General features: G+C 40.5%; 17 protein-coding genes. 9 read left to right on the forward strand and 8 right to left on the reverse strand.

What is annotated here, in order from left to right; translation table 11 throughout:
• Positions 1-67: 67 nt before the first annotated feature.
• Positions 68-1483 (forward strand): aldehyde dehydrogenase family protein, encoded by a 1416-nt coding sequence (locus GNF10_RS19050; protein ID WP_185587118.1) that lies wholly within the window; start codon positions 68-70, stop codon positions 1481-1483.
• 106 nt (positions 1484-1589) lie between these two features.
• Here the strand turns inward: GNF10_RS19050 and purN are convergent, their stop codons facing one another.
• Positions 1590-2252 carry a phosphoribosylglycinamide formyltransferase gene (gene purN, locus GNF10_RS19055; protein ID WP_185587116.1) on the reverse strand — a complete coding sequence of 221 codons (663 nt, stop codon included), beginning with the start codon at positions 2250-2252 and terminating at the stop codon, positions 1590-1592.
• Positions 2253-2350: 98 nt separating this feature from the next.
• Here purN and GNF10_RS19060 point away from each other — a divergent pair, with 98 nt between their 5' ends.
• The 3 genes from GNF10_RS19060 to GNF10_RS19070 all read left to right on the forward strand — a co-directional run bounded on the left by GNF10_RS19060 (position 2351) and on the right by GNF10_RS19070 (position 3672).
• Positions 2351-2488 carry a hypothetical protein gene (locus GNF10_RS19060; protein WP_185607202.1) on the forward strand — a complete coding sequence of 46 codons (138 nt, stop codon included), beginning with the start codon at positions 2351-2353 and terminating at the stop codon, positions 2486-2488.
• Positions 2489-2681: 193 nt separating this feature from the next.
• On the forward strand, positions 2682-2825 hold the full coding sequence (locus GNF10_RS19065; RefSeq protein ID WP_185587113.1) for a hypothetical protein: 144 nt from the start codon (positions 2682-2684) through the stop codon (positions 2823-2825).
• Positions 2785-3672, forward strand: a complete 888-nt coding sequence (locus tag GNF10_RS19070; RefSeq protein ID WP_185587110.1) for a carbohydrate ABC transporter permease — start codon at positions 2785-2787, stop codon at positions 3670-3672. Before GNF10_RS19065 ends, GNF10_RS19070 begins: the two co-directional genes overlap by 41 nt.
• A gap of 72 nt (positions 3673-3744) precedes the next feature.
• On the opposite strand, the gene GNF10_RS19075 is transcribed toward GNF10_RS19070, so the two are convergent.
• Positions 3745-4311 (reverse strand): thermonuclease family protein, encoded by a 567-nt coding sequence (locus GNF10_RS19075; protein ID WP_185587108.1) that lies wholly within the window; start codon positions 4309-4311, stop codon positions 3745-3747.
• Between the two features lie 186 nt (positions 4312-4497).
• Between GNF10_RS19075 and GNF10_RS19080 the strand changes: the two genes are divergently transcribed.
• The gene (locus tag GNF10_RS19080; RefSeq protein WP_185587106.1) at positions 4498-5244 is read left to right on the forward strand and encodes a ferritin-like domain-containing protein; all 747 of its coding nucleotides are present in this window, start codon (positions 4498-4500) and stop codon (positions 5242-5244) included.
• A gap of 148 nt (positions 5245-5392) precedes the next feature.
• Entirely contained in the window at positions 5393-5740 is a 348-nt protein-coding gene (locus GNF10_RS19085) for a helix-turn-helix domain-containing protein (protein WP_185587104.1), read from the forward strand.
• Between the two features lie 141 nt (positions 5741-5881).
• Here the strand turns inward: GNF10_RS19085 and GNF10_RS19090 are convergent, their stop codons facing one another.
• The 4 genes from GNF10_RS19090 to GNF10_RS19105 are packed head-to-tail and all read right to left on the reverse strand — an operon-like array spanning position 5882 to position 8208.
• Complete coding sequence (locus GNF10_RS19090) at positions 5882-6274, reverse strand: hypothetical protein (RefSeq protein ID WP_185587103.1); 393 nt, start codon at positions 6272-6274, stop codon at positions 5882-5884.
• Positions 6275-6300: 26 nt separating this feature from the next.
• Positions 6301-6906, reverse strand: coding sequence for a VWA domain-containing protein (locus GNF10_RS19095; protein ID WP_185587101.1), 606 nt, complete (start codon positions 6904-6906; stop codon positions 6301-6303).
• A gap of 40 nt (positions 6907-6946) precedes the next feature.
• Positions 6947-7552, reverse strand: a complete 606-nt coding sequence (locus GNF10_RS19100; protein WP_185587099.1) for a VWA domain-containing protein — start codon at positions 7550-7552, stop codon at positions 6947-6949.
• Between the two features lie 50 nt (positions 7553-7602).
• On the reverse strand, positions 7603-8208 hold the full coding sequence (locus tag GNF10_RS19105) for a VWA domain-containing protein (protein ID WP_185587097.1): 606 nt from the start codon (positions 8206-8208) through the stop codon (positions 7603-7605).
• Positions 8209-8619: 411 nt separating this feature from the next.
• On the opposite strand from GNF10_RS19105, the gene GNF10_RS19110 reads away from it, so the two are divergent.
• The gene (locus GNF10_RS19110; RefSeq protein WP_369009412.1) at positions 8620-9492 is read left to right on the forward strand and encodes an aliphatic sulfonate ABC transporter substrate-binding protein; all 873 of its coding nucleotides are present in this window, start codon (positions 8620-8622) and stop codon (positions 9490-9492) included.
• Positions 9493-9729: 237 nt separating this feature from the next.
• Here GNF10_RS19110 and obgE read toward each other — a convergent pair whose 3' ends face one another.
• Entirely contained in the window at positions 9730-10758 is a 1029-nt protein-coding gene (gene obgE, locus GNF10_RS19115) for a GTPase ObgE (protein ID WP_185587095.1), read from the reverse strand.
• 74 nt (positions 10759-10832) lie between these two features.
• Entirely contained in the window at positions 10833-11510 is a 678-nt protein-coding gene (locus GNF10_RS19120; protein WP_185587093.1) for a Mo-dependent nitrogenase C-terminal domain-containing protein, read from the reverse strand.
• Positions 11511-11811: 301 nt separating this feature from the next.
• Between GNF10_RS19120 and GNF10_RS19125 the strand changes: the two genes are divergently transcribed.
• The gene (locus GNF10_RS19125) at positions 11812-12912 is read left to right on the forward strand and encodes a glutamate--cysteine ligase (protein ID WP_185581989.1); all 1101 of its coding nucleotides are present in this window, start codon (positions 11812-11814) and stop codon (positions 12910-12912) included.
• Between the two features lie 530 nt (positions 12913-13442).
• Positions 13443-13799: a hypothetical protein gene (locus GNF10_RS19130; protein WP_185582063.1), complete on the forward strand. Its 357-nt coding sequence runs from the start codon at positions 13443-13445 to the stop codon at positions 13797-13799.
• The last annotated feature ends 202 nt before the right edge of the window (positions 13800-14001 follow it).

The following is a 14001-nucleotide window of genomic DNA, read 5'->3' on the forward strand; positions in this document are numbered from 1 at the left end:
GCAGGGGAAGAATAACTATTAATTATTGACCAATGACAAATGACAAATGACAAATGACAAATGACAAATGACAAAACCAATAGAAGTCCGTAATCCCCGAACTGGCAAATTTGACTACGTAATTATCCCGCCACCTCCAAGGTTGCTGGCACAGCAATGCAAGCGATCGCGCCGGGCGCAAGTTAGCTGGCAAAAGCTGGGTTTAGAGGGGAGAATTGAAGCTTTACAGCAGTGGAAGGCAGCGATAGTATCAGAGCGCGATCGCTTAACGGAAGCTTTGGTAAATGATACGGGAAGATTATCAACCTCAATATTAGAAATAGACTCCTTCCTCTCTAGCATCGATCGGTGGTGTAGGTTAGCACCAGAATTGCTGCAAGACTCTGCAAAAAACACAGCAATTCCATTTATCGCCTTGCAACAAACTTCCGTTCCTTACCCCCTAGTTGGGATAATTAGCCCGTGGAATTTTCCGCTGTTGCTGTCAACTATTGATACCATTCCGGCATTATTGGCGGGTTGTGCCGTCATTGTCAAACCCAGTGAAATCGCTCCTCGCTTCGTTGCACCACTGACAACAGCACTCAACGCCGTCCCTAAATTGCGCGATGTCTTAGCTTTTATTGAAGGAGCAGGGGCAACCGGATCTATTTTAATTGACAATGTAGACTTAGTGTGCTTTACAGGTAGTGTCGCAACAGGGCGAAAAGTGGCAGAAGCGGCTGCGAAACGGTTTATTCCAGCTTTTTTGGAATTAGGGGGAAAAGATCCTGCGATCGTTTTAGAATCAGCCAATTTAGAATTAGCAACCTCAGCAATCTTGTGGGGTTCCGTCGTCAACACTGGACAGTCGTGCTTATCAATTGAGCGGATTTACGTTGCTGACTCCATATTTGAAAAGTTTTACCATCAATTAGTAGCCAAAGCACATCGCCTTGGGCTAGCCTACCCCACTGTTGAAAGTGGAGAAATTGGCCCCATCATCGCCGAAAAACAAGCCGCAATTATTAGCGATCATCTCCTAGATGCAGTAGCAAAGGGAGCAGTCATTCACTGCGGCGGTGTAATTGAAGACTTAGGTGGGGGTTGGTGGTGTCGTCCAACAGTGCTTACCCAGGTTAATCATTCCATGAAAGTGATGACCGAAGAGACTTTTGGCCCCATTATGCCAATAATGCCTTTTTCCACAGTTGAAGAAGCGGTGTCTTTAGCAAATGACTCAATTTATGGATTAAGTGCTGCTGTTTTTGCCTCGGAAGCTGAAGCCTTAGAAATTGCCCAGCAGATAGAAGCAGGTGCTATTAGTATCAACGATGCTGCACTCACAGCCATTATGCACGAGGGAGAGAAAAACGCCTTTAAATTCTCCGGGATAGGAGGATCGCGCATGGGTGCAGCAGCGCTGAAACGGTTCATGCGAAAAAAAGCTATTTTAATTAAAACTAATGCGACTAATGACCCTTGGTGGTTTGATCATGAATGATAAGTATTGTCAACAACTAATGGTTAATAAACGTTACGAAAACTTATAGACACGTAGCAGCTACCGACGGAGTAACCGCAATGTACGAGAACCGCTACATATATTTTTATGTAACGCTTAGTATACCTTTTGATGAAGAAGCTGCCAGAGCGATCGCTAGCGGTAAAATTCGATGTTCTTGAATTTGAATCCTGGCGTGGAGTGTTTCTGCTGTATCATCTGGCAATACTGGTACTGCGGCTTGCATCAAAATTGGGCCACTGTCCATTTCTAAACAAGCGATATGCGCCGTACAACCAGTGATTTTTACCCCAGATGCCAAAGCTTGTTCTACAGCATGGATTCCCTTGAAACTAGGTAACAAACTAGGATGGATATTAATAATTTTCTCAGGAAAGGCATCCATGAAAACTGATGTTAACAATCGCATCCAACCTGCCAAAATCACCCATTCCACATCGTAGTGCCGCAATGTCTGCACAATTTTTTCATCTAACTCTTCTCGAATTTTATAGTTGCGGTGATTTAATAAAACAGCTTCTACACCTCTATTGGCTGCTCTGACGGCTGCTTTCGCCGAGGGGTTATTGTAAATTAAAACTTGAATTTGGGCATTTAGTTGTCCATCTTGGATAGCTTGAGCAACTACATCAAAATTGCTGCCATTCCCAGAAGCCATAATTCCTAGTTTTAAAGGGGCGACTTGTTGGCAAACATCGCTAATGCTGGGAGAAACCAAGCTCAGGGTAGAATCAGGGCGAAGGGTCATAAACAGCTAAGAGGGAAAATTATAGATGCCAAAAATATATAATACGTACACTTTTGTTTAAAAGCGTAGCTTGTTTAATGCAAGGGGACGCATTAATATTGTTACCCAATGCATTGGCATTGTTACCCGATGCATTGACATTGTCAACCGATGCATTAATATTGTTACCCAATGTATTGGCATTGTCAGCCGATGCATTGACATTGCAGGCTGTTGCTAAATTTACTTTGCTATGAATTAATGAAATGCTCTACTAAGTTGTAGTAAACAGACAACGCGGTAAGGGCGTAAGGCCTTGCGCCCCTACGACAGGTGTGATTCAAATACATGAAAACTGCTGTAATTTAGCAGTGTCTCTTTCCATGTTGCGATGTCTACAACGGGCTACGCTTACGGATGTTTAAGTAAAGACTCCAACTAGAGGTAATTATGAACCGAGAGTTTACCCAAGCGATCGCTAATGCTGGGAGAAACCAAGCTAAGGGTAAAATCAGGGCGGAGGGTCATAAACAGCTAAGAGGAAAAATTATAGATGCCAAAAAAAATATACAGTACCAAGTCTTGGTTGGATAATGATACAGTAGCCGCCTGGACTTTTCTCACACCAGCACTAATTTTACTAAGTGTTTTTATCATTTGGCCGATCGCTTATTTGTTTTACCTCAGCTTTACTGCTGGTAGTTTCACCTTAAAAGGTACTTATTGGATAGGCTTAAAAAACTATTGGCGCTTGCTACTCAACCCCGACTTCTGGCAAGTTCTGGGTAACACCTTTTATTTTACTGTTGCCACCATCATTCCCAGTTTAGTTATCTCGTTGGGATTGGCTGTGCTATTAAACCGCTCTATTCCCTTACGGGGCATCCTGCGGAGTGCTTATTTTCTGCCTTCGATTATTTCACTTGTGGCAGCCGGTTTGGGATTTCGCTGGTTGTTTCAAACATCAGGGCCAGTTAACGGACTTTTAGATTTTTTTGGCATTCCAGCCATCCCCTGGCTAGGAGATACATTTTGGGCAATGCCAGTAATTATTTTAATGAGTATTTGGAAACAACTCGGTTTCAATATGGTAGTTTTTTTAGCAGGTTTGCAAGCGATTCCTCCGAGCCGTTATGAAGCAGCAGATTTGGATGGAGCAAATGCTTGGCAACAATTTTGGTATATTACTCTGCCTGGATTGCGCCCGACTGTGATATTTGCAGTCATTACTACCGCGATTTTTACATTGCGGAGTTTTGAGCAAGTTTTTGTCATGACTGGCGGCGGGCCACTGAATTCGACTAATTTGCTGGTTTACTACATTTATCAAGAGGCTTTTGGTCAGTTTGATTTTGGTTATGCAGCCGCCGCCGCGACGGTATTACTAGCAGTGACGATGATACTAATTTATTTGCAACTACAAACCTGGGGAGAGGAGTAAGGGAGCAGGGGAGAATTTTTGGAAATTGCTAATTCATGCAGTAAATATGCAATGCCAAAAAATGTAGAGTTTTTATTTTTTTGATAGGCTGCGATATTCCCAAGGATTAACAAATTTAGTGTCACTCCAAACCCCAACACGTTGTTCCTTGGCTTCAGCTTCGGCTTGTTGAACTAAGTCTTTACTAGGACACTTATTCAAGTAAGGACGATATACTTTTGCCAATCCTTCTTTTAACAATACCTGCTGCACAAAAGTACCATTTTGTAAACGGACTTCGGCAATTTTGCGTCCATAGCGATCGCTATCTGTGATATTCAAAGTCACGCGATCGCCTCCTTGTTGCACCAGTTGTTGCACACGTTCTTGGGCTTTCACACCCCAGTTAAATTGATTGCGATCGCTAGTGCGTTTACTTTGCTTTTCTTTGTTGGTATGGGCGATTTCTGGCGCATCTACACAAGCAAAGCGCACGGTAAAATTTTTGCCGTTGGTATCTTTAACTACTATAGTATCGCCATCACTCACTCGCTCAACTGGTTCTCCAGAAGTACCAATAAAGCGATCGCAGCCTATCAAACCCAAAAATATGATAGTTGCACAAAGCCAAAATCGTACTGGTTTAGTTAATTTCTCCATCCCAACTCACCTGCATTACCTCTGTGGGATGATATTAGCAAAATGATGAGATACATTTGTTAACCCTTGACATACTGCCACGGGCAATTGAAAATCCCAGCAGGTAAAACCCTTTGGCGACACCTGAATAGAAAATGCACATTAGTATAAGAATTGTAACCTCCCAATTATCAGTGGCAATTTCTGATGAACTTCTTAACTCACATTCTGCATTTAGCTGGTTCAGGTGCTTTTGCCTATTACTCTGCTGCTCAAATTCGTGATTCTAAAACCCGCCCCAATATCCTTGCAGGGTTTTATTTTGCTGAATCTGGTTCTGTGCCATTTTTATCTGCACTTAGCGATCGCGCCGCAGCCGAAGGCGATACATGGCTAGCCGCAAAACTAGCAAAACACGCATCCGATGAGACTAGGCATGGTAAAGTTTTTGCCCACGCCTTACAGCAGATGAATAAACAAGTTATAGATTTTAAGCGTCAACCCCAAACTACAACCACAAACAAATCACAACAGCAGCGTAGTCCCTTTTTTGCAACATTCTTTGAAGGCTACACCCAAGAACAACTTAAACCTGCTGTCATTGAGTGGGATGTGTTTATGGCTAGCACATATATTCTTGAGTTAGATGCTAGTAAAGACTTTGCGCGAATGGCGAAAGTATTACCTGATAACGAGCCAACTGGTCGTAACTTGAAGTTAGGAATGCTAAGTATTGCCCAAGATGAAACTGGACATGCTGCTTATCTCTACGAAGCAATGATGCGACGGATGTCTGCTACCAAAGTGGAAAAACTTGTAGATATGTGGCGAACCAGGAAAGTCAACGCCTTGTTAGCAATGGTTGGCGGTATCCTCCAGCGTAATGGCGAAACGCGATCGCTAGTCCAAGATAGTGCGCCGTCAGAAATCGATTCGGAGTTGGTGGCTACGTAATTATAGATATCGTTGAATATCTAATGTAAAAAAAATTTAGTCTATCAAAGGAAGCAGTTAAATTTTGTGGAGTGTTGTAGATGTACCCATACTTTTAACTAGCTGTACTACCAGCAAACCTAAGTAAGGTATTTCTTAAAAACTGACTATGAAAGCTGAAGCAGAAAACAATCTCAGGCTGACTTGTGAAGTAGAAACTACCCTAAAGGTAATTGGCGGACGCTGGAAAGTTTTGATTATTAGAGAATTAATGACTGGCGTAAAAAGGTTTGGTGAATTACAACGAGCTTTACCCGGAGTTACGCAAAAGATGTTGACTCAGCAACTTAGAGAAATGGAGCAAGACGGCATTATCCATCGAGAAGTTTATCCCCAAATTCCACCAAAGGTAGAATATTCGCTAACGCATTTAGGAGAAACTTTGCAACCAATTCTCTATGCTATGCATGAATGGGCTGTTCAACACTCAAATCGAACAACTCACCATCAATTTTGAGCATGGGTAATAAATAATAATTGCTCATTTTAAATTTGAGATAGAAGATTTATCTTTGAATCTTGAATTGCTTATTTAGACAGGTCTAAAAATTAATAGAGACGTAAAATATTGCGTCTCTACATTCTTTTTTGAAGACGTTTATTCATTGTTTCTTAAATATTCAATCGCCGCCTCTAATTTTGAGGGGTAACTTTCAGCGAATCTTTCAAACCAAAGTCCTTCCGATGAAAGTGGATCTACTTTGGCTAACCATTCTTTTGCCTGTATTTTCAAACCCTCTAATTGTTTGGCTTTGAGTTGTTTTTGGCGAATTTGCTCCTGTTCTAGTTCTTGTTGTTTTTTTAACTCAATAGCAGCATCCTCTTCTGCAAAATCAGCCTTAACCTCTGCCAAAATATTATCCATAAAAGATGCCGACTTTGGCGATGATGGAATAAAGGATTTGGCTGTGGCTGATTTTGACTGCTGTTGCGGTTGTACTTGTTTATATTCAGTTTGGAGTTCAGCTAACAGCTTATCAATGGAATCCATTTTTGCAATTCCTCTAAATGGTATATCTAGTCATTAATGGCATTGAGCAACACTTCTGATAGACTCATATCTTCCATATCTTCCATAGTAATGGTGTCACAGATATCAAACTTAGCACCAGCACTTTGAAGTTCATCATCTAAGACTTTCAGAAAGCGAGTAGCTTGTTGATCTGTGCCGACTTGAATGAAGGAAATGGCTAATTCTTCATCTCGATCGATGCGGCGAGAAGCTTCAATAATTACTTTCATAACTGCTTTGCGATCATCCGGTTCACCATCAGTCACCACTAAAATTGTTTCACCATTTGGCTTTGTTTGACCGGCTGCTTTGCGTTGTAAATAATCGTCAGTTGCGTGTTTTAACACACCTGCCAAGTCAGTTGTACCAGAGGGATCATTTTCTCGGAAAATTTGCCCTACTAGACTGGATGTCACGTTTTCGTATCGCTTGAATTTCCCAGAAAATAAATAAATAGTGATACCATCTGGGTCAAATTGCTCACATTTGCTAGCTAAAGCTAAAGTAGATTCCTGCGCTGCAAACCATCTACTTCTGCCACCCTTTTGATCTTGGGTTGCCATGCTGCCGCTTTTGTCAATAATTAAAGTGTAATCACGATTTTCTAGCATTTATAATCTCCCCAATTATTGAATAAAAATTTTAAACTAATCAGCCAGTTATTGCCTTGATTAAGACATCAGTAAGGCTCATTTCTTCTAATTCTTCTAAAGTTATGGTGTCACAAATATCAAATTTAGCACCAACGCTTTGTAATCCATCATCTAAAGCATGAAGAAACTTTGCTGCTTTTGTATCAGCACCTACCTGAATGAGATAAATCCTTAATTCTTGAGGATTATCCAAATGCTGAGTAGCATTGATAATTATCTCATAGACGGCTTTACGATCGCCTTGTGTACCATCGGTAACAACTAAAATTACTTCTCCTGCTGGCTTGGTTTGACTATTAGCTTTACGTTGGAGGTAGTTATTTATTGCGTCTTGTAGTACACCTGCTAAATTAGTTGTATCTCCAGGTATATTTTCTGTGAAAATCTGCTTGACTTTGGCTGAGGTTACATGGTCGTAACGTTTAAATTCTTTAGCAAACACATAAATCGTGATTCCATCTAGATCAAATTCTTCACATTTAGTAGCTAATGCAAATGTCGATTCTTGTAATGCTACCCATCTGCTTGTACCATTCTTTTGATCTTGGGTTGACATGCTGGCGCTTTTGTCAATAATCAATGTGTAATCACGATTTTCTAGCATTTAATAAATTTCCTAAACATTTAGTCAAAACTGCTAAAATAAATTATTAATCAGTCAGTTATTGCGTTCGTTAATACATCTATAAGACTCATTTCTTCTAAGTCGTCTAAAGTAACCGTGTCGCAAATATCAAATTTAGCGCCGACACTTTGCAACTGGTCATCCAAAGCTTTAAGGAACTTAGTTGCTTGGGCATCTGAACCTACTTGAATGATCGAAATTCCTAATTCTTCATCACGCTCCATCTGGCGAGTAGCATGAATGATAACTTCAAATACAGCTTTGCGATCGTCTGGTTCACCATCGGTGATGACTAAAATTGTCTCTCCGTTTGGCTTGCTTTTACCGGCTGCTTTACGTTGAAAGTAATTATTGAGTGCGTCTTGAAGCACACCAGCTAAGTTTGTTGTCCCAGAAGGGTCATTTTCGAGAAATATCTGTGCGACTTTGGCTGAGGTGACATCATCGTAGCGTTTAAATCTACCGGAAAACAAGTAAACCGTAATGCCATCGGGGTCAAATTGTTCGGCCTTTCTTGCCAAAGCGAGTGTAGACTCTTGGGCAATCTCCCATCTACTTCTACCGCCCACTTGGTCGGGTGTGGACATGCTACCGCTTTTATCAATGATTAATGTATAGTCGCGATCGCTCATCATAATTTTCCTCTGATTGTTACCCTGCAATTCTAGTCTAACTCCGTTTTTTTACCAGTAAGCAAAGCCTTTAAGCTTTTGTATCAATTTCTACGTGAACTAGCCGCACTGACTTGGATTACAAAGTACAGTGCGGGCTTCCAATTTCACTGAGGAATGCCGTATCTCGGATCAGAATATAGATGAAGCTAGTTTATAGTTATAGTCTGCGATCGCTTTATATCATGCTCTCCTAATCACTTAGGATATGCCATCTTAAAGCTGTTCAATTGCTCTCTACTATTCTTAGTAGGTGGAGTATTCAGTTTATCCACGACTTTAGTCAGTTGTAAAGCACCAAATACACCAGAGCAAACCGCTAACGCCTCCAATAGCTCCAATAGCACTAAGACAAAAGTCTTACACATGGGCTATATGACAGCTGGAGACTTACTCAAGATTAAAGGACTGTTAGAGAAACGTTTAACCCCACTGGGTATCAAAGTCGAATGGTCAAAATTTGCTGCTGGCCCACAACTTTTGGAAGCAATGAATGTAGGAAGTGTAGATTTCGGCTTTGTCGGTGAAACTCCCCCCATCTTTGCTCAAGCGTCGGGTGTTCCTTTTGTTTATGTTGCTAGCAGCAAACCTGGAACTGGTGAGGGAACTGCTGTTGTAGTCGAAAAAGATTCTCCAATCAAGACAATAGCTGACCTCAAAGGTAAAGGATTGGCCTTTCAAAGAGCTACTGCACAGCAGTATTTCGTTTTGAAGGTTTTGCAAGAAGCAGGGCTGAAACTGAGCGATATTAAACACATTAATCTCACACCATTAGAAACTCGTGCTGCATTTGAGCGTAAGAGCGTTGATGCAGCTGTAATTGGCGATCCCCACCTTGCTCTATTTCAGAAAACTGCTAGGATTCGGATTATTCGGGATGGTAAAGGGATTACTACCCAAGGAGGTTACTGGTTAGGCTCGCGTAATTTCGTCAAAGACAATCCTGATGTAGTTAAAGTTATATTAGAAGAAGTCAATAACATTGGTAAATGGGCTGAAGCTAACCCACGTCAAGTAGCTGAACTGATTTCACCTGAAGCGAAAATTGATGTTCCAACACTAGAACTGGTATCGAAACGTAGGCTTTATACATTAAGACCCCTTAGTGAAGAAGTTTTGTCAGGACAGCAGAAAATTGCTGACTTATTCTATGAGCAGAAATTTATCACTAAGAAAATCAATGTTAAAGAAGCGACGCTTTCCTCTGAACAATATGCTACTTTAACCCCTTCAGAAGTTAAGCCTTGAGCATATAATTCGTAATTCGTAATTTTAAGAGCTTTTATTACGATTAGATTTACAAAGGTTGCAAAACAATTATGTTGTGTATCAACTTAAATACGTCGGGTTAGGTTTTTATTAATCATTCTTTGATGAGAATAGAGCCTAGCTGTAGGGGCAATTCATGAATTGCCCCTACGACAGATGTGGTTTTTCCAATCATCTATATTTGCTCTTTCCTGCCAATGAAGTAGTAATTACGAATTATCTCAATGCCTCCACTTCTTCAGGAATCTTCATTTGGTCGAGAATTCCCCAGATTTCTTGTAACATCGGCTCTAAGCCGGTGCGAGTAACTGCTGAAATTATAAAAACCGGGGCGTAGGAGAGATGATTAAGTTGGGTAGCTAAAGCCTCTAAATCAACAGTTTCCCGATCTACGGCATCAATTTTATTCAGTGCTAAAATTTGTGGACGTTCTGCTAAACCCTGTCCATAAGCTTTTAATTCTTCTTTAATTGTGTTGTAATCCTTAATGACATCATCACTGGTGGCATCAATCAAGTGAAGTAACACTCGCGTGCGCTCAATATGACGCAAGAAATCATGCCCCAACCCAGCCCCGTGAGATGCTCCCGCAATTAGTCCAGGAATATCGGCGAAAACAGTACCATCGCCAGTTGGTTTCCGCACTACACCCAAATTTGGGATCAGGGTAGTAAAGGGATAGTCAGCAATTTTTGGACGTGCTGCTGATAAAGATGAAATTAGAGTGGATTTTCCAGCATTTGGTAAGCCAATAATCCCCACTTCTGCCAAAAGTTTCAACTCCAGACGCAGCTGCTTGATTTCCCCCGGTAATCCTGGGAGAGCGTATTCTGGGGCGCGGTTACGGTTACTCAAGAAATGCTGATTTCCTAGTCCACCTTTACCACCTTGGGCTATCAGTAAAGTTTGCTGAGGCTCAGTTAAATCTCCCAGCAGTTCACCAGTTTCAGCATCATAAATGGTTGTACCGCAGGGAACTTCGATAATTAAATCCTTTCCTCCTGCCCCTGTGCAGTTATTTGGCCCACCACGAGTCCCTTTTTCTGCCTGAAAGCGATGATTATATCTGAAGTCCAGCAAGGTTTGTAGGTTTTCGTCGGCTACGAAAAATATCGAACCGCCTCTTCCCCCGTTACCACCAGAGGGGCCACCAGTCGGCACGTATTTCTCTCGCCGGAAGGCGACAATACCATCGCCGCCCTTACCAGCTTCAACTTCAATTTTTGCTTGATCGATAAATTGCATACTTAAATAATAGTGAGAAGTGAAGAGTGAGGAGTTACAAATTATAACTCCTTACTCCTCATTCCTAACTCTAACTAAATATATGGTGAAACATCTTCACCGCATTTATCTGCTAGATAAGAGAGGGCGCGGAAACGTAAGCCCACCAGTTGCTCATACAAGGGGTTAATTTTACACATCGGCGGTATGTGGACAATCTTGCGTCCAAATAAGGTGACATCCCGCTCAAAGGGACACTGGGAGGGAATCATTTTACACAAAAAGCGGGCTACTCTTGGGTCTTGAATATCTAACCCATCTAGCCAGTCACGCAGAGGGTGTAGTGCATCAATTTGACGCTTTGTAAGTCCAGAGCTGGCGATCGCAGGGGTAAGTTGCTGTGGGTGTTCTAGGGTGTGGCGAAGGGCTTCTAGTAACTCCTCTGGCTGTTCTAAGGCTTGGCAGAACTGATGTAGCACCTCATCTTCACTGGGAGAATAAGTACCATCTGCGATCGCTACCATCACTGCTGTTCTTAAGAAATTTTCGGCGGCTGGTGTACCTTTACCCAACACTGCGGCTAATTCTTCTGGCGCAATTACCTCTAGTGAGTCCCATTTAATCTTAGGAGCTAATTCATCTTTGGTGATGTTGGCTATTAATTCCTGTTCTTGGGCATCAAAATTACCATCTGCCCAAGCAATGGTGAGCAGCCCACGCAACCAAGCGGCAATCTGTTCGCTGCTGTAGGGGGATTGAACGGTACTTGTCATAAACTCACGTCTCAAGCTTTCCTCAGTCACTACTAAGCTACCCTAACCGGCGACTAGGAAGATAGTGGGGGCAGCACAGAAAAATAAATCAGAGAGGTTTTCAAATCGCAAAAGCCGATCTTAGGGTAAAATTCATTTATCCTGTTATTGAGAATTTTTATATTTAAAGCAAAATTGATTGGAGTATCTCAAATATTCGTGCTACGTCTCTATAAGGGTTCTAGAGAAAGCATATTTAATTTTTGGAAATATCTATCTATTAGTTAGATTAGGTTAACTATAAGCAATAAAGGTATATATAATGTTTTTCTTTGGCATTGAGCATGAAGTCGCTTTCTTAAACAAAGAAGGAAAATTTGCTGATTTTTCTCACACAAAATTTGCTGATTTTAATCAAATTATTGAAAAGCTACCCACATATCCCAGCGATTATCCTCAACTGCGCGTAGGTGATGCGGGTATTAAAATGAAGAGATGGTACATTGAGGGATTTGAAAGATTTGCAGATTCCGATGAAGTGATAGACTGTCATGTTAAAGGTATTGAAATTAGAACAACCATACATTCTGATATTCAAGGCGCTATTACAGAATTATCAGAAAGTTTTCACTTACTACGTGAAGTTGCTGCTAGCTTTGACTTATCACCAGTTTTGGTCAGTTTTAATCCCTACAATCCGACTTTTGAACCTCAACCTCCATTAAATGATTATGAAATCAAACAGCTAGAGGCTTATCCTGACGAACAAACTGCTAATATTCACATGGTGTCTTATGGGCCAGATTTAAATATTTCGGTGGCAGATTTGTCTACTGAAAGTGTGATTGATATTGGTAGAAAGTTCACTTATTACAGCCCCTATATCGTTCCTTTTAGTTATAGTTCCCCTTTTTATAACGGAGGTTTATGGGATGGTTTATCGGTACGAACATTTATTAGAACTGGAAAAAGACCAGCAGCCCTAGTTTTTGTTCAGAAAGAAGAAGAACTAATTAATAGTATACCTTCACTAACAAAAATCGCCCGCATTCCGGCTGAAGTAGGACGTATTGAATTTAAAGCTTGTGATAGTTGTGATGATTTTTTAATCTACGCGTCTTTGCTAGCTTTATTGAAAGGTTTGGTGCTAGATAACACCTTACTAGGTAGAGCAACTGTACCCGATGCAGCATTACATCAAATTTCTGCAAAAGAAGGTTTTGACAACGAGGATATTTTTGAGAATGCGACAAAAGTCTTGCAAGCAGCCGAAGTTGCTTTAGAAAATGACCCCGATGTTCATTATTTAATGCCCTTAAAAGTACTACTGGCGCAGCGAAAAACAAGATCCCATGAATTAATAGAAATGTTCAATCGAGTAAGTTCAATAGAAGAGGTAATAAGGCAGACTTATCAACTTTAAATAAAAGATTTATTTTTCCCCTTACAAAAGGGGATATTTATATAAATATATACTTTACAAAGATACGATAAAGTGCATACTTGTGAAAGTGCATTGATTCGATAAAGTCGAGCTAACTGAACACAAATCCCAGAGTCATTAATCTGCGACAACTATATCAAGTCGATATATCTAGAGACTGATTTTTATTGCAACCACAGATATAGAAAAGTTCATTCTAGAGATTGATGCAGACTTTAGCATTTTCCAAGTACAAGTAGAAACAGGGAACCTTGAGAAAAGAATGTCAATATCAAATGTAATAATTTTGCTACATAATTAAGGTGATGTTTGCTTATTATCCCTTATTTATTCGATGCAGAAATACAAAGATAATTTCTTCATCTCTTTATCAGGTTCCTTTGACAAGAACTTTCCGATTGAAGTTTAGCTTGCTATTTTTATTATTGCTCAACTTGCCAAATAAAAGTATAAGCTCCGCTTGTTCAGTGAAAGTTCTGCGTTGTTAAAGCTGTTATCGAGGATTTCAAATGAAGATTATTGCTTCTGTTTTATCTATCTTAAGCCCAGTACGTTTTCTAGTTGTGGCTTTTACTTGTGCCATACTATTGTTATCTAGTGTTTTTCCTGCTTTTGCGATCGATAGCTACCAAAGTGACCCTACCGAAGCTACTACACAACTGCTTGAAATTCAACGCAAAACTGACGAAGCTGGTAAAGCACCACCAATAGGATTGAGAAAGACTCAAAAGGAAACTAACGAAGGACTTAATGAGGTTCAGGGAGCTGCTGACATTGACAAGCAAAAGCGTCCTGAAAATTCACAAGCTGCAACCACTGTGGAAGAAAATATTAAGAATGTGTTGGAGAAAGTTACAGGTAAGTAACTAAATTAATAGTTCTGGTAATTTTTGAGTAGTAATGGGTGATTGCGTAAAAGCAGTGACCCATTACTAATTATTAATGTTAAGGTGGCTGGTAAATTAAATTAATTAAGTATAATGCTATGTTTACATAAGCATTGTTGGAAAACTGAGTTTAGATATTTTGAATTAACTATTATATTTAATATTTTTATATTTGGAGTTT

It is taken from the genome of Nostoc sp. UCD121 (genome assembly GCF_014222285.1).
Lineage (GTDB): Bacteria > Cyanobacteriota > Cyanobacteriia > Cyanobacteriales > Nostocaceae > Nostoc.